Origin of the sequence: Escherichia sp. AM3, assembly GCF_032029835.1 — a bacterium.
GTDB classification, from domain to species: domain Bacteria; phylum Pseudomonadota; class Gammaproteobacteria; order Enterobacterales; family Enterobacteriaceae; genus Escherichia; species Escherichia coli.
The window spans coordinates 14,349-36,618 of record NZ_JAVUPQ010000022.1 but is presented as its reverse complement, the minus strand read 5'-3'; the positions used below and the strand labels follow the sequence as shown (position 1 = coordinate 36,618).

The window sequence follows — 22,270 nt, the reverse complement described above, 5'->3', positions numbered from 1 at the left end:
TTTTACGCCGCTGACTCACAATGACCATGGGAGAAAATTGAAGGAGTCAGTGAAAAAATTGCCATTGCGTTATGCGATCGCGCAAACGCTCAGTGCGAACATTATTAAGTGCGAACAGCGCCTGCGCGGCCTCTTCCCGCTGGCGAACCAGTAACATCTTACGGCCTGAAAGTTTAAGTGTGGTACATAACTGCGCGTCACTGGCGTTTTTCTGTAAACGCCCACGCAGCGCCGGTAATGCCAGTTCACTGGTTTGTAGCAGACGCAATAAGCAACCTAACGATGTTAATAGCGGACGATGAGCGAAAGCAAAACCGGCCAGTTCAAGCCAGTCGTCGTCAGAAAGGATGGCATCGTTTAGTGGATCAACAGGAAGCGTTTCGCCATTCCACTGCGCGAGAGCTTGCGCATCGCGACGTAAACGGTAATGCTCACGTTCAGCCAGCTGTTTACCCGCATCACTCATCGGTAACAGCGCCATCGCCGTATAGCAACCGCTGCTGGCTTCCCGATGATTACCCATCCGCACCAGCACAAAACCGCAGCGGTGCCAGAAACGCCATAACTCCCCGGTGTAACCAAAACTCACCGAAAGATAGTCGAGGTCACGCGTATATTGCAAAGCACCAGCAATAAGTTGCTGCCCTGTGCCTTCCCGCTGACGAGCCGGATGAACTGCTATCCGGCTGACCCGCCGTCCACGCAATGTCGCTGCCAGTGGATTGCTACCGTGCGCCGCCAGCGACTGGGCCACCAGATTACCCCGCGGGCGACGAAAACCTGCCCATACCGCCTGACTGAGTTGTTGAGATAATCCCCCCTCATCCACCAGCCACAGCGCTCCGGCAATCTCGTTTTCGCCAGCCGCCTGTAAAAAATATTGCCCTGGTGCATCCATCATCCGGCGTAAATCCAGCGGCGAAGTCCGGTAGTGCGCACCAGACAATAACTGATAAACCTTTAACGGCGTTTCTGGCTCGCTTCGCCATAACGTTTGTTCAAATGCGGAAATGACGATATTGCCTTGTGGTGTATGGGTGAAGTTTTCATCGTCAAAAACCAGTGCCTCACTAACCATTTTTTCCAGCGGGCATCCCTGTGCCCAGCGGATCGGCTGTTGCAGTTCAAAACGGTGTAAATGCGGAAAGCGAGCGCAAAATTTCAGCAAAAAACCACGTCCGGTGCCTTCGTAGCCCTGCACCGTAGTGGTTAACAACGTTCGAGGAAAACGCGATACCAGTTGATGCAACAACGGCGCAGGTATGGCTGCGGCTTCGTCGACCACCAGCCAGTCGGCTTGCTCATCGCTGGCTAACAAGGCATCCGGCGCAATAAAGCGAAACTTCTCGCCCGCAAATTGTGCCAGTACATCCGTTGCCGCTTTTGCGGGCGCGGTGACAATCGCACTGCCCGCAATACGAGAAATGAGTTGCCCTGCCAGCGCCGACTTACCGCGCCCACGCGCAGCCGTTACCGCTGCCACGCCCGGCGGCATGGTCAGTAGCTGCTGTAAGAGTTGCTGTTGTTCTGGTTGTGGTGCGCCGGTCGCGGGGTGCCAGTCAGTACGGGGAGTAAAATGCGCCAACGAGAACGGCTGGTTTTGCCGCCAGAGGATAGCGTCGTTATCCGCCGTAAGTACGCGTTTGAGATGCTGGACAAAATGCGGCGTCGCAATAGGGTCAGGGCAATCACTCCAGCGCAGCGAGTCGGCATCAGGTTGGTTTTCCCACTCTTCCCATACAGGGAGTAACAAAACCAGCCAGCTTCCCGCTTTCAACGTTCCGCTAAGTGCTGCAAAGGCAGCGGCATCAAAGCCGTGGCGGGCGTCGAATACCGCATGCCGGAACTCGCGCCCAAGTAAAGTTTGTAGTGCCGAGGGAGAACAGTGGTTTTCAGCATCTGGCTGCGGCGAAATCCACAGCCAGTCGCCAGGTAAGGCATCACGTAACTTAAGCGCATGATCAAAACACCAACCCTCTTCCCCGCTCAACACCAGCAAGCGGCGGATCCCTTCACGTTTCATTTGCGCTGTTAATGTGTGAAGCGCAGTCAGTTCAGCCATCCCTGCCCCGGAAGTTAAATGCTTTTACCAAAAGTATTGCATTGTGCCGGATCGCCGCTGTCGAAACCACGTTTAAACCAGCTGTAGCGTTGCTGAGAAGTGCCATGAGTGAAACTGTCTGGTACTACTCGCCCCTGACTTTGCTGTTGTAAACGGTCATCGCCGATGGCCTGCGCCGCGTTCAGCGCCTCTTCCAGATCGCCGGTTTCCAGAACGCCTTGCTGCTGCATACTATGCCCCCAGACACCGGCAAAACAGTCGGCCTGGAGTTCCATACGCACAGATAAGCGGTTCACTTCCGCCTGCGTCGCGTTTTGTTGCAGTTGACGAACTTTCGGCTCGATGCCTAACAGTTTCTGCACATGATGACCGACTTCATGGGCGATAACGTACCCCTGGGCAAAATCGCCATCCGCGCCAAGTTTGTCTTTCATGTCATCATAGAAGGAGAGATCGATATAAACCGTGCCATCCGCCGGGCAATAGAATGGCCCCATTATGGACTGGCCCGCCCCGCAGCCGGTACGCGTCATTCCACGGTACATGACCAGCTTCGGTTGCTGATAGGTTTTACCCATCTTCTCGAACTGCTGTCCCCAGGTGTCTTCCGTAGTTGCCAGAATCACCGAGGTGAATTTTGCGGCTTCGTCTTCATTTGGGCTAATTGACCGCGTTGATTGCTGTTGGGAAACCGGCTGTCCGGTCATCAACCCGGTTAAATCAACGCCATAGTAGCCTGCAACCAGCACGACTATCAGTAAAATCAGCCCGCCTTTACCGCTCGGCAGGCGAAAACCGGGACCGCCCATAGACGGACCACCAGAGCTGTTGCGCCTGTCTTCAACATTGTCACTTTCACGTCGCCCTTGCCAACGCATAGATACCTCAACAATATATTCATTATAGAAATGATCGTAGGTGGTTCAGAGGAAGATTACCACAGGAAAGCGGGATGAAATGGCGGAGGAATGAGCGTTCAATGCACATCTTACGAGAATGGTTGTCTTGCCGTGCCAGCAGCACGGCAAGATGATGAACAGAAAAATCAGTCCAGCTGTACACCCAGGCGGCGGGCGACGGCTTCATAGGCCTCGATCAGGCCACCGAGGCTCTGGCGGAAACGGTCTTTGTCCATTTTCTCCAGCGTTTCTTTGTCCCACAGGCGGCTGCCGTCCGGGGAGAACTCATCACCCAGTACCACTTCGCCTTTGTACAGACCAAATTCCAGCTTGAAGTCGACCAGAATCAGACCAGCATCATCGAACAGTTTTTTCAGCACGTCGTTCGCTTTGTAGGTCAGCTCTTTCATACGCGCCAGGTTCTCTTTGCTCACCCAGCCAAAGGTTTCGCAGTAAGATTCGTTGACCATCGGATCGTGCATGGCGTCGTTTTTCAGGAACAGATCGAACAGCGGCGGGTTCAGCTCAATACCTTCTTCGATTCCAAGACGTTTCACCAGAGAGCCAGCAGCACGGTTACGCACGACACACTCAACCGGCACCATATCCAGCTTTTTCACCAGACATTCGGTATCGGAGAGCAGACGCTCCATTTGAGTCGGGATACCCGCTTCAGCCAGTTTGCTCATAATGAAGTAGTTGAACTTGTTGTTCACCATACCTTTGCGATCAAACTGCTCAATGCGCGCGCCATCCCCTGCTGACGTATCATTGCGGAATTCGAGCACCAACAGGTCCGGGTTTTCCGTGCTGTATACGGTTTTCGCTTTACCACGATACAACTCAGCTTGCTTTTGCATCTTTATCACTCCTGGGTGTGAATTAACGTTTTAAAATCTTTTGCTGTCTGGTGTGCCGGATGTTTTGTCGGATGCGGCGTGAACGCCTTATCCGAACTACGTCCGACAAACAAATTTCGTGCGAATTACCGCTAAAATCGCGTTTTCCTGCAGACGCACACGTTTGCGTATCATATCAGAAAAAAGGGCCGGATGATTCCAGCCCTGTATTTTTACTTGCTAAACGCAGCCTGGAAGACAGCTACCAGCGCGTCGTTCTGACTCTGAGTCAGAGTATGACCTTTCGGATCGATGAACTGTAGGCTGCTGCGGTTATCTAAATCGCCAACCTGCAGTTTATAGTCACCGGATGCCAGGCCTGGATCGCTCGCGCCCAGTTCCTGCCAGTCGCTGTCAGACAGCGGCTTATAAGTTACGGCCATGTTGCCCTGCGAACGGGTGCTGTCGGTCACTTTCATGCCCACTTTTTCCAGCGCCGCTGGCAGACGTTGCCAAACCACATTGAACGGCCCGCGTACGACCAGCATTGGTAAACCGGTGTCATCAGCTGCACTTTGTACGTCCATAGTGGTGGAGGCACGATTTTGCGCAGCGTTCGCGGCGTCAGTGGCAGATTTATCCAGACCGGCGGAAATAACGTTCATCATCTCCGTGCTGTAACGCTGCATGGAAGCCGCGTCTGCAACCGGTTTGCCCGCCTGTTCCAGGTTCAGCAGTTTAACCGTAACCGCCTGCTGATAACCCTGCGGCTTAACAGAGATTTGATAACGACCACGATACTGCTCGTCTTCGTCCAGACGGTTCCATTGTACCCAATCGGTGGTCAGTGTCTGACCAGCATCATCACGTTGGGTGATGGTGTAGTTTTTCGCCTGCAGCACGCTAACCACCTGCGGCCACAGAGTATTGCCACGACCATTTTCCACCAGCAATGAAGCGGTATCGCCCGTGAACTGGGTACGCGCGCCAGAAACCAGTGCCAGCGGCTGGGCTGGTGGACGAATGTCCAGCGCCTTACCGACAGCACCACTACCGTTGGTCACCGGGATTGCATAATCACCGGAGGTCACCGGCAAAATCATTCCAGCCGGGGCATGAAGCTCCGCAAGCGGTGCCGCTTCCAGGTAGGCTTCATCACCACTGACCTGACGCTTATAGCGTGAGTCAGAACTACAGGCAGCGAGTAATAAAACAAGCGAAACACCCGCAACCTTTGCCAGGCGCGACTTTTGAACAGAGTAAGCCATCAAATCTCCCTAAACTTTACAGCAAACCGGCATGCTTAAGCGCCGCTCTGACCGTCTCACGACCACTGTCGGTGATTGGTGTCATTGGCAGGCGCAGCGTATCGGTCGCCACAAGACCCAGTTCCTTACATGCCCATTTCACCGGGATTGGATTGGGTTCGACAAATAGTTTGTTGTGTAATGGCATCAGACGCTGATTAATAACGCGTGCCTCGGCAAAATGCCCTTCTGCTGCCAGTTTGCACATCTGGGCCATATCACGCGCTGCGACGTTAGCCGTAACGGAAATAACCCCATGACCGCCCAATTGCATGAAGTCCAGCGCGCTCGCATCATCGCCGCTCAGCAGAACAAAATCATCTGAAACCAGCTCTTTGATCTGGTTTACACGCGTTAAGTTCCCTGTTGCCTCTTTGATTCCGATAATATTTTTTACTTTCGCCAGACGGCCCACCGTTTCCGGGAGCAGATCGCAGCCAGTACGGGACGGCACATTATACAGAATTTGCGGCAGGTCAGTATGCTCAGCGATGGCTTTGAAATGCTGATACAAACCTTCTTGCGACGGACGATTGTAGTAAGGGGTTACCGTCAGGCAGCCGACGATACCACTGTCATTGAAGCGCTGCGTCAGGCTAATGGCTTCCGCAGTAGCGTTAGCGCCGGTCCCGGCAATTACCGGAATGCGCCCATCAGCCAGCTCCAGCGTCATCATCACCACATCAGCATGTTCGTCATGATTTAAGGTAGCGGACTCGCCAGTGGTGCCAACAGAAACGATCGCCGAAGTACCGCTGGCGACATGATAATCAATCAGTTTTTTCAAGCTAGCCCGACAGACATTACCTTTTTCATCCATCGGAGTAACAATCGCGACAATACTTCCCGTGAACATGGGCCATCCTCTGTGCAAACAAGTGTCTCAATGGTACGTTTGGTATGGCATTAAAAGCAAGCAGACAGAACCGTTCTGATTGTTGTATGCATGTTTTTTTTATGCTTTCCTTAAGAACAACTCACCCCTTAAAGGAATAACCAGTTTGACACTGTCATCGCAACATTATCTGGTGATCACTGCGTTGGGTGCCGATCGCCCTGGAATTGTGAACACCATCACCCGTCATGTCAGTAGTTGCGGCTGTAATATTGAAGACAGTCGCCTGGCGATGCTGGGAGAAGAGTTCACGTTTATTATGCTGCTTTCCGGTTCATGGAATGCCATTACTCTGATTGAATCAACGTTACCGTTGAAAGGTGCCGAACTGGATCTTTTAATCGTGATGAAGCGCACGACGGCGCGTCCGCGTCCGCCAATGCCAGCATCTGTCTGGGTTCAGGTCGATGTGGCAGACTCCCCGCATTTAATTGAACGCTTCACAGCACTTTTCGACGCGCATCATATGAACATTGCGGAGCTGGTGTCGCGCACGCAACCTGCTGAAAATGAACGGGCTGCGCAGTTGCATATTCAGATAACCGCCCACAGCCCCGCATCTGCGGACGCAGCAAATATTGAGCAAGCGTTCAAAGCCCTATGTACAGAACTCAATGCACAAGGCAGTATTAACGTCGTCAATTATTCCCAACATGATGAACAGGATGGAGTTAAGTAATGAATCCACTGAAAGCCGGTGATATCGCACCGAAATTTAGCTTGCCGGATCAAGACGGAGAACAAGTTAATTTGACCGACTTCCAGGGACAGCGTGTTCTGGTTTATTTCTACCCGAAAGCCATGACCCCCGGCTGTACCGTACAGGCCTGCGGCTTACGCGATAACATGGATGAGTTGAAAAAAGCGGGCGTTGATGTGCTGGGTATCAGCACCGATAAACCCGAAAAACTCTCCCGTTTTGCGGAAAAAGAGCTGCTTAACTTTACGCTCCTGTCTGATGAGGACCACCAGGTGTGCGAACAATTCGGCGTCTGGGGTGAAAAGTCCTTCATGGGCAAAACCTACGATGGCGTTCATCGCATCAGCTTCCTGATTGACGCTGATGGCAAAATCGAACATGTCTTTGACGATTTCAAAACCAGCAATCACCACGACGTTGTGCTGAACTGGCTGAAAGAACACGCCTGATTACTTTGCTCCATTCCGTGCTGGCTGCGCTTGCGGCCAGCATACCTCACTTCTCGTGATCAAGATCACATTCTCGCTTTCCCCTGCGACACGGGTGTCGAATCCATTTTTTGCTGAACGTTAATGACCATCATTTTTGTACCGTTCAGAATCCAGTCAATACATAACTTATTGAATATATTGAGTTAATCAGAATGGCATCCTTTATGCAATATGAAATGCAATGTTTCATATCATTTTCAAGGAGCCGACATGAACCGCTTTGTGGTGGCCGAACCACTGTGGTGTACAGGATGTAATACCTGTCTCGCTGCCTGTTCGGACGTGCATAAAACGCAAGGTTTACAGCAACACCCGCGCCTGGCCCTGGCGAAGACGTCAACAATCACTGCCCCTGTCGTGTGTCATCACTGTGAGGAAGCCCCTTGCCTGCAGGTCTGCCCGGTCAATGCCATCTCTCAGAGGGATGATGCGATCCAACTCAACGAAAGCCTCTGTATTGGCTGCAAGCTTTGCGCCGTGGTCTGCCCATTTGGCGCAATCAGCGCTTCAGGAAGCCGTCCGGTGAATGCCCATGCGCAATATGTTTTTCAGGCTGAAGGCTCACTCAAAGACGGCGAAGAAAACGTGCTGCCCCAACATGCGTTGCTGCGCTGGGAACCGGGTGTCCAGACCGTCGCGGTGAAATGCGACCTGTGTGATTTCTTGCCAGAAGGTCCGGCCTGCGTTCGCGCTTGCCCGAATCAGGCGTTACGGCTGATCACCGACGATAGCCTGCAACGTCAGATGAAAGAAAAACAGCGCCTTGCCGCAAGCTGGTTTGCCAATGGCGGGGAGGATCCCCTTTCCCTCACTCAGGAGCAACACTAATGGATGCCCTGCAATTATTAACCTGGTCGCTGATCCTCTATCTGTTTGCCAGTCTGGCTTCGCTGTTTTTACTCGGTCTGGACAGACTGGCTATTAAGCTTTCCGGCATCACATCGCTGGTGGGCGGCGTGATTGGCATCATCAGCGGAATTACGCAATTACATGCTGGTGTAACTTTAGTCGCCCATTTTGCCACCCCTTTTGACTTTGCCGATTTAACCCTGCGAATGGATAGCCTCTCGGCATTTATGGTGCTGGTTATCTCCTTGCTGGTGGTGGTTTGTTCGCTCTATTCATTGACTTATATGCGCGAATACGAGGGCAAAGGCGCGGCGGCGATGGGCTTCTTTATGAATCTTTTCATCGCATCGATGGTTGCCCTGCTGGTGATGGACAACGCTTTTTGGTTCATCGTGCTGTTTGAAATGATGTCGCTGTCTTCCTGGTTTCTGGTCATTGCCAGGCAGGATAAAACGTCGATCAACGCTGGCATGCTCTACTTTTTTATCGCCCACGCCGGATCGGTGCTGATTATGATCGCCTTCTTGCTGATGGGGCGCGAAAGCGGCAGCCTCGATTTTGCCAGTTTCGCACGCTTTCACTTTCTCCGGGGCTGGCGTCGGCGGTGTTTCTGCTGGCCTTTTTCGGTTTTGGCGCGAAAGCCGGGATGATGCCGTTGCACAGCTGGTTGCCGCGCGCTCACCCTGCCGCACCATCGCACGCTTCGGCGTTGATGTCTGGCGTAATGGTCAAAATCGGTATTTTCGGCATCCTGAAAGTAGCGATGGATCTGCTGGCGCAAACGGGTTTGCCGCTGTGGTGGGGCATTCTGGTGATGGCGATCGGCGCAATCTCCGCGCTCCTGGGCGTGCTGTATGCGCTGGCGGAACAGGATATCAAACGGCTGCTGGCCTGGAGTACCGTCGAAAACGTCGGCATTATTTTGCTGGCAGTCGGTGTGGCGATGGTCGGTCTGTCACTGCACGACCCGCTGCTCACCGTGGTTGGACTGCTCGGCGCACTGTTTCATCTGCTCAACCATGCGCTGTTCAAAGGGCTGCTATTTCTCGGCGCGGGCGCGATTATTTCGCTTTTGCATACCCACGACATGGAAAAAATGGGGGCACTGGCGAAACGGATGCCGTGGACAGCCGCAGCATGCCTGATTGGTTGCCTCGCGATATCAGCCCTTCCTCCGCTGAATGGTTTTATCAGCGAATGGTACACCTGGCAGTCGCTGTTCTCACTAAGTCGTGTGGAAGCCGTAGCGCTACAACTTGCGGGTCCTATTGCTATGGTGATGCTGGCAGTCACTGGTGGGCTGGCAGTAATGTGCTTCGTCAAAATGTACGGTATTACTTTCTGTGGTGCGCCGCGCAGTACACACGCTGAAGAGGCACAGGAAGTGCCAAATACGATGATCGTCGCCATGCTACTGCTCGCGGCACTCTGCGTATTAATTGCGCTTAGTGCCAGTTGGCTGGCACCGAAGATAATGCATATTGCCCATGCCTTTACCGATACCCCTCCCGTCACTGTCGCCAGCGGAATAGCACTTGTACCCGGCACGTTTCATACACGGGTCACTCCCTCATTACTGTTGCTGTTACTACTGGCGATGCCTTTGCTGCCTGGCCTTTACTGGCTGTGGTGTCGTTCGCGCCGCGCAGCGTTTCGTCGCACAGGAGATGCCTGGGCATGCGGCTACGGCTGGGAAAATGCGATGGCCCCGTCAGGCAATGGCGTGATGCAGCCGCTGCGTGTGGTCTTTTCTGCGCTATTTCGTCTACGACAACAGCTCGACCCTACGCTGAGGCTAAATAAAGGTCTTGCGCACGTCACCGCCAGGGCTCAGAGCACAGAACCCTTCTGGGATGAGCGGGTGATCCGCCCCATCGTGAGCGCCACCCAACGGCTGGCCAAAGAAATACAGCATCTGCAAAGCGGCGACTTTCGTCTCTATTGCCTGTATGTGGTTGCCGCACTGGTTGTGCTGCTAATCGCTATTGCCGTCTAAGGAAATCACCATGAGACAAACTCTTTGCGACGGATATCTGGTCATTTTTGCGTTAGCACAGGCCGTGATTCTGCTGATGCTAACCCCACTTTTTACGGGTATTTCCCGGCAGATACGCGCGCGAATGCACTCCCGCCGCGGACCGGGGATCTGGCAGGATTATCGCGATATCCACAAACTGTTTAAACGCCAGGAAGTTGCGCCGACATCTTCAGGTCTGATGTTCCGCCTGATGCCGTGGGTATTAATCAGCAGCATGCTGGTGCTGGCGATGGCCCTACCACTATTTATTACCGTTTCCCCTTTTGCGGGCGGCGGCGATCTGATCACCCTTATCTATCTTCTTGCCCTGTTTCGTTTTTTCTTTGCTCTTTCCGGGCTGGATACCGGAAGCCCGTTTGCGGGAGTCGGTGCCAGTCGCGAGTTGACGCTCGGTATTCTGGTCGAACCCATGCTCATTCTCTCACTGCTGGTATTGGCGCTGATAGCAGGTTCCACGCATATCGAGATGATCAGCAATACGCTGGCAACGGGCTGGAACTCGCCGCTAACCACCGTACTGGCGTTACTGGCCTGTGGTTTTGCCTGCTTCATTGAGATGGGAAAAATTCCCTTTGATGTTGCTGAAGCAGAACAGGAATTACAGGAAGGCCCGCTGACCGAATATTCCGGTGCCGGGCTGGCGCTAGCGAAATGGGGGCTGGGGCTGAAACAGGTCGTGATGGCAGCACTGTTTGTGGCCCTGTTTCTGCCCTTTGGGCGCGCGCAAGAACTTTCTCTCGCCTGCCTGCTGACTTCACTTGTCGTTACGCTGCTCAAGGTTTTGCTGATTTTTGTACTGGCCTCAATCGCAGAAAACACGCTGGCACGCGGGCGTTTTTTACTCATTCACCATGTGACCTGGCTTGGCTTCAGCCTTGCTGCGCTTGCATGGGTCTTCTGGTTAACCGGTCTGTAAGGAGCACTGACGGAATATGGAAAATCTTGCTCTGACGACGTTAATGCTGCCTTTTATCGGCGCACTGGTCGTTTCGTTTTCGCCACAACGTCGGGCCGCCGAATGGGGGTTTTGTTCGCCGCACTGACCACGCTGTGCATGTTGTCGCTGATCTCCACGTTTTATCAGGCCGATAAAGTTGCCGTCACGTTGACGTTGGTCAACGTGGGGGATGTGGCATTGTTTGGCCTGGTCATTGATCGCGTGAGTACGCTGATTCTGTTTGTGGTGGTGTTTCTCGGTTTGCTGGTCACGATCTACTCCACGGGTTATCTGACGGATAAAAATCGCGAACACCCGCATAACGGCACGAATCGTTATTACGCATTTTTGCTGGTGTTTATCGGCGCGATGGCGGGACTGGTACTCTCCTCGACGCTGCTCGGTCAGTTGTTGTTTTTTGAAATTACGGGCGGCTGCTCCTGGGCGTTGATCAGTTATTACCAGAGCGATAAAGCGCAGCGTTCGGCACTAAAAGCGTTGCTTATCACTCATATCGGCTCGTTGGGGTTGTATCTTGCCGCCGCCACGCTGTTTTTGCAGACCGGAACGTTTGCGCTTAGCGCATTGAGCGAGTTACACGGCGACGCACGTTATCTGGTTTATGGCGGCATCCTGTTTGCCGCGTGGGGGAAATCGGCCCAGCTACCGATGCAAGCGTGGCTACCGGACGCAATGGAAGCGCCAACACCGATCAGCGCCTATCTCCACGCCGCATCGATGGTGAAAGTGGGCGTTTACATTTTTGCCCGCGCCATTATCGACGGCGGCAATATCCCGCATGTGATTGGCGGCGTTGGCATGGTCATGGCCCTGGTCACCATTCTTTATGGATTTCTGATGTATTTGCCACAGCAGGATATGAAGCGGTTGCTGGCCTGGTCGACCATCACTCAACTTGGCTGGATGTTCTTCGGCTTGTCGCTCTCCATCTTCGGCTCGCGGCTGGCGCTGGAGGGTAGCATCGCCTACATCGTCAACCACGCGTTCGCTAAAAGCCTGTTTTTCCTTGTAGCAGGTGCGCTGAGTTACAGCTGCGGCACGCGCTTGTTGCCGCGTCTGCGTGGCGTATTGCACACCCTGCCGTTGCCTGGCGTGGGTTTCTGCGTGGCAGCGCTGGCAATTACCGGCGTGCCGCCGTTCAACGGCTTCTTCAGTAAATTCCCGCTGTTTGCTGCCGGTTTTGCGTTGTCAGTGGAGTACTGGATCCTGCTGCCCGCCATGATTCTGCTGATGAATGAATCGGTCGCCAGTTTCGCCTGGTTTATTCGCTGGTTTGGTCGCGTCGTGCCTGGCAAACCGAGCGAGGCCGTCGCCGATGCCGCACCGCTGCCAGGGTCAATGCGCCTGGTGTTGATTGTACTGATTGTGATGTCGCTGATTTCCAGCGTAATCGCCGCGACCTGGTTGCAGTAAGGAGATGATGAATGACCGGTTCTATGATCGTAAATAATCTGGCGGGACTGATGATGCTGACATCACTGTTTGTGATTAGCGTCAAAAGCTATCGCCTGTCATGCGGATTTTACGCCTGCCAGTCACTGGTGCTGGTGTCTATTTTCGCCACCCTCTCGTGCCTGTTCGCCGCAGAGCAACTGCTGATCTGGTCCGCCAGCGCCTTTATCACCAAAGTGCTGCTGGTACCGTTAATCATGACTTACGCTGCACGAAATATTCCCCAGAACATCCCGGAAAAAGCGTTATTCGGTCCGGCAATGATGGCACTGCTCGCGGCGTTAATTGTCCTGCTTTGCGCATTTGTCGTTCAGCCCGTGAAGCTACCGATGGCTACCGGGCTGAAACCGGCGCTGGCGGTAGCGTTAGGTCATTTTCTGCTTGGCCTGCTGTGCATTGTCAGCCAGCGCAATATCCTGCGGCAAATTTTTGGTTACTGCCTGATGGAAAACGGCTCCCATCTGGTGCTGGCGCTTCTTGCCTGGCGAGCACCGGAACTGGTGGAAATAGGTATCGCTACCGACGCCATCTTCGCCGTCATTGTGATGGTGTTACTGGCAAGAAAAATATGGCGTACCCACGGCACGCTGGACGTGAACAACTTGACCGCGCTGAAGGGATAATGAGATGAGTTATTCTGTGATGTTCGCTTTACTCCTGCTCACGCCGCTGCTTTTTTCGCTGCTCTGTTTTGCCTGCCGGAAACGGAGACTTTCTGCGACTCGCACGGTGACCGTATTACATAGCTTAGGGATCACACTGCTGCTGATTCTGGCACTCTGGGTGGTCCAAACTGCCGCTGATGCAGGAGAAATATTCGCTGCGGGACTGTGGCTTCATATTGATGGTCTGGGCGGTTTGTTCCTCGCCATTCTTGGTGTGATTGGCTTTCTCACCGGTATTTACTCGATTGGCTACATGCGTCATGAAGTGGCACACGGCGAGCTTTCACCCGTTACGCTGTGCGATTACTACGGTTTCTTCCATCTGTTTTTGTTCACCATGCTGCTGGTTGTTACCAGCAATAACCTGATTGTGATGTGGGCGGCGATCGAAGCCACCACCTTAAGCTCGGCGTTTCTGGTAGGCATTTACGGTCAGCGTTCATCGCTGGAAGCTGCATGGAAGTACATCATTATTTGTACTGTTGGTGTCGCTTTTGGTCTGTTCGGTACCGTGCTGGTATACGCCAACGCCGCCAGCGTTATGCCGCAGGCAGAAATGGCGATATTCTGGAGCGAGGTTCTTAAGCAATCGTCCTTGCTTGACCCAACATTAATGCTGTTGGCCTTTGTGTTTTTGCTAATTGGCTTTGGTACCAAAACCGGGCTATTTCCCATGCACGCCTGGCTGCCGGATGCTCACAGTGAAGCGCCGAGTCCGGTCAGCGCCCTGCTCTCCGCCGTATTGCTGAACTGCGCGCTGTTGGTGCTGATTCGCTATTACATCATTATTTGCCAAGCCATCGGCAGCGATTTCCCCAACCGGTTGTTGCTCATCTTCGGCATGTTGTCGGTTGCCGTGGCGGCATTTTTCATTCTGGTACAGCGGGACATTAAGCGTCTGCTGGCGTACTCCAGCGTGGAGAACATGGGGCTGGTCGCGGTGGCGCTAGGCATTGGCGGGCCGCTGGGAATTTTTGCCGCGCTGCTGCACATCTTAAACCACAGTCTGGCAAAAACGCTGCTGTTCTGCGGTTCCGGCAATGTACTGCTCAAGTACGGCACGCGCGATCTCAACGTCGTCTGTGGGATGCTCAAAATCATGCCATTTACCGCCGTGCTGTTTGGCGGCGGTGCGCTGGCGCTGGCAGGGATGCCGCCCTTCAACATTTTTCTTAGCGAATTTATGACCATTACCGCCGGACTGGCACGTAATCACCTGCTGATTATCGTCCTGCTGTTATTGCTGTTAACGCTGGTGCTGGCGGGCCTGGTACGGATGGCTGCGCGGGTGTTAATGGCGAAACCGCCGCAGGCCGTTAACCGGGGTGATCTCGGCTGGTTGACCACCTCGCCAATGGTGATTCTGCTGGTCATGATGCTGGCGATGGGAACGCATATTCCACAACCTGTCATCAGGATCCTGGCGGGCGCTTCCACTATAGTCCTCTCAGGGACGCACGATCTGCCTGCACAACGTAGCACCTGGCATGATTTTTTGCCTTCAGGCACCGCATCTGTTTCGGAGAAACACAGTGAACGTTAATTCATCGTCAAATCGTGGCGAAGCGATTCTCGCCGCCCTGAAAACGCAGTTCCCCGGCGCGGTGCTGGATGAAGAGCGACAAACGCCTGAACAGGTCACCATTACGGTGAAAATCAATCTGCTGCCTGACGTTGTACAGTATCTTTATTATCAACATGATGGCTGGCTTCCGGTCCTGTTTGGCAACGACGAGCGGACACTTAACGGTCATTACGCGGTTTATTATGCCCTTTCAATGGAAGGGGCCGAAAAATGCTGGATTGCGGTGAAGGCGCTGGTCGATGCCGACAGTCGGGAGTTTCCGTCAGTCACACCGCGCGTCCCTGCCGCGGTCTGGGGCGAGCGAGAAATTCGCGATATGTACGGGCTGATTCCGGTTGGCCTGCCGGATCAGCGTCGCCTGGTGTTGCCCGATGACTGGCCGGAAGATATGCATCCGCTGCGCAAAGATGCGATGGATTATCGACTGCGCCCTGAACCGACGACTGATTCCGAAACGTATCCGTTTATCAATGAGGGCAACAGCGATGCGCGGGTGATCCCTGTCGGCCCGCTGCATATCACCTCCGATGAACCGGGTCACTTCCGCTTGTTTGTGGATGGCGAGCAAATTGTCGATGCTGATTACCGCCTGTTTTATGTCCATCGCGGCATGGAGAAACTGGCAGAAACGCGGATGGGCTACAACGAAGTGACCTTCTTATCGGACCGCGTGTGTGGGATTTGCGGTTTTGCCCACAGTGTGGCCTATACCAATTCGGTTGAAAATGCACTGGGGATTGAGGTGCCGCAACGAGCACATACTATTCGCTCGATTCTGCTGGAAGTCGAACGGCTACACAGTCATTTGCTTAACCTTGGCCTCTCCTGCCATTTCGTTGGTTTTGATACCGGCTTTATGCAATTTTTCCGCGTGCGGGAAAAGTCGATGACGATGGCGGAATTGCTGATCGGGTCGCGTAAAACCTACGGTCTGAATCTGATTGGTGGTGTTCGCCGCGATATTCTCAAAGAGCAACGTCTGCAAACGCTGAAACTGGTGCGCGAGATGCGCGCCGACGTGTCGGAGCTGGTAGAGATGCTGCTTGCTACGCCGAATATGGAACAACGCACTCAGGGCATTGGCATTCTCGACCGACAAATCGCCCGTGATTTGCGCTTTGATCACCCCTACGCCGACTACGGCAATATTCCAAAAACACTGTTTACCTTTACCGGCGGCGATGTTTTCTCCCGCGTGATGGTCCGTGTCAAAGAGACGTTTGATTCGCTGGCAATGCTGGAATTTGCCCTCGACAACATGCCGGATACCCCACTGCTGACCGAAGGCTTTAGCTATAAACCTCACGCATTCGCGCTGGGCTTTGTTGAAGCGCCACGCGGTGAAGACGTGCACTGGAGCATGCTCGGTGATAACCAAAAATTGTTCCGCTGGCGCTGCCGTGCCGCCACCTACGCCAACTGGCCGGTGTTGCGTTACATGCTGCGCGGCAATACCGTTTCTGACGCACCGCTGATTATCGGTAGCCTTGATCCCTGCTACTCCTGTACCGACCGTGTGACGCTGGTAGATGTGCGCAAGCGCCAGTCAAAAACCGTGCCGTATAAAGAGATCGAACGCTACGGCATTGATCGTAACCGTTCGCCGCTGAAGTAAGGACAGAAGATGCTGAAGTTACTGAAAACTATTATGCGCGCCGGAACCGCGACGGTGAAATATCCCTTCGCGCCACTGGAGGTCAGCCCAGGCTTTCGCGGGAAACCGGACCTGATGCCCAGCCAATGTATTGCCTGCGGCGCCTGTGCTTGTCCGGCAAATGCGCTGACTATCCAGACCGACGACCAGCAAAATTCGCGCACCTGGCAGCTCTATCTGAGGCGTTGTATTTACTGCGGACGTTGTGAAGAAGTGTGCCCGACCAGAGCCATCCAGCTTACCAATAACTTTGAACTGACCGTCACCAATAAAGCCGATCTCTATACCCGCGCGACGTTCCATCTACAACGTTGCAGCCGTTGCGAACGCCCGTTTCCCCAGCAAAAAACCGTCGCACTGGCTACTGAATTGTTGGCACAGCAACAAAATGCGCCACAAAACCGCGAAATGTTATGGGCGCAAGCGAGCGTCTGCCCGGAGTGCAAACAACGCGCGACGCTGCTCAACGACGATACAGATGTACCGCTGGTGGCTAAGGAGCAGCTATGAGCCCAGTGCTTACACAACATGTCAGCCAGCCCATCACGCTGGACGAGCAAACGCAAAAGATGAAGCAGCATTTGCTACAGGATATCCGTCGCTCGGCTTACGTTTATCGCGTCGATTGCGGCGGCTGCAACGCCTGTGAAATCGAAATTTTTGCCGCCATCACACCAGTATTCGACGCAGAACGTTTTGGCATTAAGGTTATTTCATCACCGCGTCACGCCGATATTTTGTTATTTACAGGCGCAGTCACCCGGGCGATGCGTATGCCTGCACTTCGGGCGTATGAGTCTGCCCTCGATCATAAAATCTGTGTTTCCTACGGCGCGTGCGGTGTCGGCGGCGGTATTTTCCACGATCTCTACAGCGTCTGGGGCGGCAGCGACACCATTGTCCCCATTGATGTTTGGATCCCCGGCTGCCCGCCAACACCGGCCGCCACCATTCACGGTTTCGCCGTGGCGCTCGGTTTGCTGCAACAGAAGATTCACGCGGTGGATTATCGCGATCCCACCGGGGTGACTATGCAACCGTTGTGGCCGCAGATCCCGCCATCACAGCGTATCGCCATTGAGCGAGAAGCGCGGCGGCTGGCGGGCTATCGTCAGGGGCGAGAAATTTGCGATCGGCTCCTGCGCCATTTAAGCGACGATCCTACAGGAAATCGGGTTAACACCTGGTTGCGCGATGCCGACGATCCACGTCTCAATAGTATCGTTCAGCAACTCTTTCGCGTACTCCGGGGGTTACATGACTGAAGAGTGCGGGGAAATTGTTTTCTGGACGCTGCGAAAAAAGTTTGTCGCCAGTAGCGACGAGATGCCGGAACACAGCTCTCAGGTAATGTATTACTCGCTGGCTATCGGTCATCACGTTGGCGTGATTGATTGTCTGAATGTCGCCTTCCGCTGCCCACTGACGGAATACGAAGATTGGCTTGCACTGGTCGAAGAGGAGCAAGCCCGACGTAAGATGCTGGGGGTGATGACCTTTGGTGAGATTGTTATTGACGCCAGCCACACCGCCCTGTTGACCCGGGCATTCGCGCCACTGGCGGATGACGCGACGTCTGTGTGGCAGGCGCGTAGCATTCAATTCATTCATCTGTTGGATGAAATTGTGCAGGAACCGGCCATCTATCTGATGGCCAGAAAAATTACGTGAGAAGGATTTCTCATTAATAAGGACTGTTGATGGCTATGTCAGACGAGGCGATGTTTGCCCCGCCGCAAGGAATAACAATTGAAGCGGTAAACGGAATGCTCGCGGAGCGGTTAGCGCAGAAACACGGTAAGGCGTCTTTATTACGCGCCTTCATCCCGCTGCCGCCGCCGTTCAGCCCGGTACAACTTATTGAACTGCATGTTCTCAAAAGCAACTTCTATTACCGCTACCATGATGATGGCAGCGATGTGACGGCAACAACAGAGTATCAGGGCGAGATGGTCGATTATTCGCGTCACGCCGTCCTTCTCGGCAGTAGTGGAATGGCGGAGCTACGCTTTATTCGCACCCACGGCAGTCGTTTTACTCCCCAGGATTGCACACTGTTTAACTGGCTGGCGCGGATAATCACCCCGGTTCTGCAATCATGGCTCAATGATGAAGAACAGCAGGTGGCGCTGCGTTTGCTGGAGAAAGATCGCGATCATCATCGGGTACTGGTTGATATTACTAATGCAGTGCTGTCACATCTTGATCTCGACGATCTGATCGCTGACGTCGCTCGTGAGATCCATCATTTTTTCGGTCTGGCTTCAGTCAGTATGGTACTGGGCGATCATCGAAAGAACGAGAAGTTTAGCCTGTGGTGCAGCGATCTTTCTGCCTCACATTGTGCGTGTCTGCCACGCAATATGCCTGGCGACAGTGTATTGCTGACACAAACGCTACAAACCCGACAACCGACCTTGACGCACCGTGCAGACGATCTGTTTCTCTGGCAACGCGACCCGTTATTACTCTTACTTGCATCTAACGGCTGCGAATCTGCGCTCCTTATACCGCTTACCTTTGGCAACCATACACCGGGTGCATTGTTGCTGGCGCATACCTCTTCCACTCTCTTTAGTGAGGAAAACTGCCAGCTACTACAACACATAGCCGATCGCATCGCTATTGCCGTTGGCAATGCCGATGCCTGGCGTAGCATGACCGATTTGCAGGAAAGTTTGCAGCAAGAAAACCACCAGCTTAGCGAGCAGCTCCTTTCGAATCTGGGCATCGGTGACATTATCTATCAAAGCCAGGCAATGGAAGACCTACTCCAGCAGGTAGATATTGTGGCGAAGAGCGACAGTACGGTGTTGATTTGCGGTGAAACCGGAACCGGCAAAGAGGTGATCGCCAGAGCGATCCATCAACTTAGCCCGCGACGCGACAAGCCGCTGGTCAAAATCAACTGCGCTGCCATCCCCGCCAGTCTTCTGGAAAGTGAGTTATTCGGTCATGACAAAGGGGCGTTTACTGGTGCGATTAATACCCATCGTGGTCGTTTTGAAATTGCCGATGGCGGCACGTTGTTTCTCGATGAAATTGGCGATCTGCCGTTAGAACTTCAGCCTAAACTGCTGCGCGTATTGCAGGAACGGGAGATTGAGCGTCTCGGCGGGAGTAGAACGATCCCGGTAAATGTCAGAGTCATTGCCGCCACCAACCGTGATTTGTGGCAAATGGTTGAAGATCGCCAGTTTCGCAGCGATCTCTTTTATCGCCTGAATGTCTTCCCACTGGAATTGCCGCCGCTGCGCGACCGTCCGGAAGATATCCCTCTTTTAGCAAAGCATTTCACGCAAAAAATGGCGCGCCATATGAATCGCGCAATTGACGCCATCCCGACCGAGGCACTACGCCAGTTGATGTCGTGGGATTGGCCGGGCAACGTGCGCGAGCTGGAAAACGTGATTGAGCGGGCGGTACTGTTGACTCGTGGTAACAGTCTGAATTTACATCTAAATGTCCGACAAAGCCGTTTACTGCCGACGCTAAATGAAGATTCAGCGCTTCGCAGTTCAATGGCGCAGTTGCTGCACCCGACGACGCCAGAGAATGACGAAGAAGAACGTCAGCGCATTGTTCAGGTATTGCGAGAAACCAATGGCATTGTTGCCGGGCCCCGTGGCGCGGCGACACGATTAGGGATGAAGCGCACCACGCTGCTGTCACGAATGCAGCGTCTGGGGATCTCGGTTCGCGAGGTGTTGTAATCTGCTTTTGCAGGAGTATGCATGAGAAACAAACTCTCTTTCGACTTGCAGTTGAGCGCCAGAAAAGCGGCAATCGCTGAACGGATTGCCGCCCATAAAATTGCCCGCAGTAAAGTGTCGGTCTTTTTAATGGCGATGTCCGCTGGCGTGTTTATGGCGATCGGATTTACTTTTTACCTTTCCGTTATCGCCGATGCCCCGTCTTCACAGGCATTAACCCATCTGGTGGGCGGCCTTTGCTTTACACTCGGCTTTATTTTGCTGGCGGTTTGCGGCACCAGCCTGTTCACCTCGTCGGTAATGACGGTGATGGCAAAAAGTCGGGGCGTTATTAGTTGGCGAACTTGGCTGATTAACGCACTTCTGGTGGCCTGCGGTAATCTGGCAGGTATTGCCTGTTTCAGTTTGTTAATCTGGTTTTCCGGGCTGGTGATGAGTGAAAACGCGATGTGGGGAGTCGCGGTTTTACACTGCGCCGAGGGCAAAATGCATCATACATTTACTGAATCTGTCAGCCTCGGCATTATGTGCAATCTGATGGTTTGCCTGGCGCTTTGGATGAGTTATTGCGGGCGTTCGTTATGCGACAAAATCGTCGCCATGATTTTGCCCATCACCCTGTTTGTCGCCAGTGGCTTTGAGCACTGTATCGCCAATTTGTTTGTGATTCCGTTCGCCATTGCCATTCGCCATTTCGCCCCTCCCCCCTTCTGGCAACTGGCGCACAGTAGCGCAGACAATTTTCCGGCACTGACGGTAAGCCATTTTATTACCGCCAATCTGCTCCCGGTGATGCTGGGTAATATTATCGGCGGTGCAGTGCTGGTGAGTATGTGTTATCGGGCTATCTATTTACGTCAGGAATCCTGAAAAATCAGCCCGGCGAAACAGTTCGTCGGGCTGAAGATTATTCTTGCGCTATTTGCCCATCGGGCCAGGCGTGGATCACGGCTTTGATCAGGGTCGCCAATGGAATGGCGAAGAATACGCCCCAGAATCCCCACAAACCACCGAAGATCACCACCGATAAAATAATCACCAGCGGATGCAGGTTAACCGCTTCGGAGAACAACACCGGTACTAACAGGTTGCCGTCCAGCGCCTGAATAATCAGATACACTGCGAAGCAGCTCCAGAATTCCGTGCCTGCACCAAACTGGAATAGCGCCACGCCAACCACCGGAATGGTCACCACAAATGCGCCAATGTACGGAATAAGTACCGAGAAGCCGACCAGCACCGCCAGCAGCAGCGAATAGTTCAGCCCAAAGAGCAAGAACCCCAGCCAGGTGGCGATCCCCACCACGATCATCTCCAGCACTTTGCCGCGGATATAGTTGGTGATTTGTTGATTCATCTCCTTCCACACCTGTCCTGCCAGTCCACGGTTGCGCGGCAGCACCCGACGAACGGCGTTCAGCATCTGCTCTTTGTCTTTCAGCAGGAAGAAGACCATCAATGGCACCAGCACCAGATAGACGGCTATGGTCAGCAAACCGACCAGCGAGGCGAGGGAAATTTTCACCACCGAATCGCCCATGGTCAGCATCCGACTGCGCATATTTTCGGCCATTGCATCAATAATGCCCGCATCCATTAACGCCGGATAGCGGCGCGGCAACGTGGCGGCAAAGTCAGAAAGCTTATTGAGCATCCCCGGCATATCGCGAATTAAGTAGATGCCCTGTTGCCAGGCGATAGGCAGTACCACGAACGCCATCAGTAGCAATATACCGACAAAAACCACCAATACAATCGACGTCGCCCAGCGGCGGGAGCAGCCAATAGATTGCAGGCGCACAGTTGGCCATTCCAGCAAATAGGCCAGCACAATAGCCACCAGCAACGGAGCAAGCAGGCCACTAAAGAAAAAGATAATGCCAAATCCGGCAACTAAAATAACCAGCAAGGCAATCGCTTCCGGGTCGCTAAAACGGCGGCGATACCATTGCATCAACATTTCGAGCATAAAGACCTTCCCTGAACCTCAAGAGCGGGATTGCGATCCGCAATTGTATCGAAATGTCACAAAAAAGACTTCGCTTTTTATGACGGATTCAGGAAACTGAAAAGTCATTTGAGTGGGCTAATCTTCGCCGTTACACTCAAATGCGGCGCGGTGGGAACGATATTTCACAGTATCGGTCAAATGACTATCTTCAG

18 protein-coding genes and 2 pseudogenes are annotated in these 22,270 nt (G+C 53.5%); 14 read left to right on the top strand and 6 right to left on the bottom strand.

Going from position 1 to position 22,270, the window contains the following annotated elements; all coding sequences use genetic code 11:
- Nucleotides 1–46: 46 nt before the first annotated feature.
- From tmcA to dapA, 5 genes are all read right to left on the bottom strand, one after another.
- On the bottom strand, nucleotides 47–2,062 hold the full coding sequence (tmcA, locus tag RTW80_RS11025) for a tRNA cytosine(34) acetyltransferase TmcA (RefSeq protein WP_000829334.1): 2,016 nt from the start codon (nucleotides 2,060–2,062) through the stop codon (nucleotides 47–49).
- 14 nt (nucleotides 2,063–2,076) lie between these two features.
- Entirely contained in the window at nucleotides 2,077–2,940 is an 864-nt protein-coding gene (locus RTW80_RS11020) for a neutral zinc metallopeptidase (protein WP_001267498.1), read from the bottom strand.
- Nucleotides 2,941–3,107: 167 nt separating this feature from the next.
- Nucleotides 3,108–3,821: a phosphoribosylaminoimidazolesuccinocarboxamide synthase gene (purC, locus tag RTW80_RS11015; RefSeq protein WP_001295467.1), complete on the bottom strand. Its 714-nt coding sequence runs from the start codon at nucleotides 3,819–3,821 to the stop codon at nucleotides 3,108–3,110.
- A 212-nt stretch (nucleotides 3,822–4,033) separates the two neighbouring features.
- A complete protein-coding gene (bamC, locus tag RTW80_RS11010; protein ID WP_001297320.1) occupies nucleotides 4,034–5,068 on the bottom strand; it encodes an outer membrane protein assembly factor BamC in 1,035 nt (344 codons plus the stop codon).
- Between the two features lie 16 nt (nucleotides 5,069–5,084).
- Entirely contained in the window at nucleotides 5,085–5,963 is an 879-nt protein-coding gene (gene dapA / locus RTW80_RS11005) for a 4-hydroxy-tetrahydrodipicolinate synthase (protein ID WP_001295469.1), read from the bottom strand.
- Nucleotides 5,964–6,108: 145 nt separating this feature from the next.
- Between dapA and RTW80_RS11000 the strand changes: the two genes are divergently transcribed.
- From RTW80_RS11000 to focB, 14 genes and pseudogenes are all read left to right on the top strand, one after another.
- On the top strand, nucleotides 6,109–6,681 hold the full coding sequence (locus RTW80_RS11000; RefSeq protein WP_000176187.1) for a glycine cleavage system transcriptional repressor: 573 nt from the start codon (nucleotides 6,109–6,111) through the stop codon (nucleotides 6,679–6,681).
- Nucleotides 6,681–7,151 (top strand): thioredoxin-dependent thiol peroxidase, encoded by a 471-nt coding sequence (bcp, locus tag RTW80_RS10995; protein ID WP_312719099.1) that lies wholly within the window; start codon nucleotides 6,681–6,683, stop codon nucleotides 7,149–7,151. The genes RTW80_RS11000 and bcp overlap by 1 nt, the downstream gene beginning before the upstream one ends.
- Nucleotides 7,152–7,403: 252 nt before the next feature.
- Nucleotides 7,404–8,021, top strand: a complete 618-nt coding sequence (gene hyfA, locus RTW80_RS10990; RefSeq protein ID WP_001295470.1) for a hydrogenase 4 subunit HyfA — start codon at nucleotides 7,404–7,406, stop codon at nucleotides 8,019–8,021.
- Nucleotides 8,021–10,038, top strand: a pseudogene (hyfB, locus tag RTW80_RS10985) (hydrogenase 4 subunit B). Before hyfA ends, hyfB begins: the two are co-directional and overlap by 1 nt.
- Nucleotides 10,039–10,048: 10 nt before the next feature.
- Nucleotides 10,049–10,996 carry a hydrogenase 4 subunit HyfC gene (gene hyfC / locus RTW80_RS10980; protein WP_001441047.1) on the top strand — a complete coding sequence of 316 codons (948 nt, stop codon included), beginning with the start codon at nucleotides 10,049–10,051 and terminating at the stop codon, nucleotides 10,994–10,996.
- Nucleotides 10,997–11,012: 16 nt separating this feature from the next.
- Nucleotides 11,013–12,451, top strand: a pseudogene (hyfD, locus tag RTW80_RS10975) (hydrogenase 4 subunit HyfD).
- Nucleotides 12,452–12,462: 11 nt separating this feature from the next.
- Complete coding sequence (gene hyfE, locus RTW80_RS10970; RefSeq protein WP_000147987.1) at nucleotides 12,463–13,113, top strand: hydrogenase 4 membrane subunit; 651 nt, start codon at nucleotides 12,463–12,465, stop codon at nucleotides 13,111–13,113.
- A gap of 4 nt (nucleotides 13,114–13,117) precedes the next feature.
- On the top strand, nucleotides 13,118–14,698 hold the full coding sequence (gene hyfF, locus RTW80_RS10965) for a hydrogenase 4 subunit F (protein WP_000122574.1): 1,581 nt from the start codon (nucleotides 13,118–13,120) through the stop codon (nucleotides 14,696–14,698).
- Nucleotides 14,688–16,355: a hydrogenase 4 catalytic subunit HyfG gene (gene hyfG / locus RTW80_RS10960; protein ID WP_032247376.1), complete on the top strand. Its 1,668-nt coding sequence runs from the start codon at nucleotides 14,688–14,690 to the stop codon at nucleotides 16,353–16,355. The genes hyfF and hyfG overlap by 11 nt, the downstream gene beginning before the upstream one ends.
- A gap of 9 nt (nucleotides 16,356–16,364) precedes the next feature.
- Nucleotides 16,365–16,904: a hydrogenase 4 subunit H gene (hyfH, locus tag RTW80_RS10955; protein WP_312719092.1), complete on the top strand. Its 540-nt coding sequence runs from the start codon at nucleotides 16,365–16,367 to the stop codon at nucleotides 16,902–16,904.
- Nucleotides 16,901–17,659: a hydrogenase 4 catalytic subunit HyfI gene (hyfI, locus tag RTW80_RS10950; protein ID WP_063119217.1), complete on the top strand. Its 759-nt coding sequence runs from the start codon at nucleotides 16,901–16,903 to the stop codon at nucleotides 17,657–17,659. Before hyfH ends, hyfI begins: the two co-directional genes overlap by 4 nt.
- Nucleotides 17,652–18,065, top strand: a complete 414-nt coding sequence (gene hyfJ / locus RTW80_RS10945) for a hydrogenase 4 assembly chaperone HyfJ (protein WP_001300799.1) — start codon at nucleotides 17,652–17,654, stop codon at nucleotides 18,063–18,065. Before hyfI ends, hyfJ begins: the two co-directional genes overlap by 8 nt.
- A gap of 29 nt (nucleotides 18,066–18,094) precedes the next feature.
- Nucleotides 18,095–20,107 carry a DNA-binding transcriptional regulator HyfR gene (gene hyfR / locus RTW80_RS10940; RefSeq protein ID WP_001251538.1) on the top strand — a complete coding sequence of 671 codons (2,013 nt, stop codon included), beginning with the start codon at nucleotides 18,095–18,097 and terminating at the stop codon, nucleotides 20,105–20,107.
- A gap of 21 nt (nucleotides 20,108–20,128) precedes the next feature.
- Nucleotides 20,129–20,977, top strand: a complete 849-nt coding sequence (focB, locus tag RTW80_RS10935) for a formate transporter FocB (protein ID WP_001244735.1) — start codon at nucleotides 20,129–20,131, stop codon at nucleotides 20,975–20,977.
- A gap of 37 nt (nucleotides 20,978–21,014) precedes the next feature.
- On the opposite strand, the gene RTW80_RS10930 is transcribed toward focB, so the two are convergent.
- The gene (locus tag RTW80_RS10930) at nucleotides 21,015–22,076 is read right to left on the bottom strand and encodes an AI-2E family transporter (RefSeq protein WP_000892044.1); all 1,062 of its coding nucleotides are present in this window, start codon (nucleotides 22,074–22,076) and stop codon (nucleotides 21,015–21,017) included.
- Nucleotides 22,077–22,270: the final 194 nt, after the last annotated feature.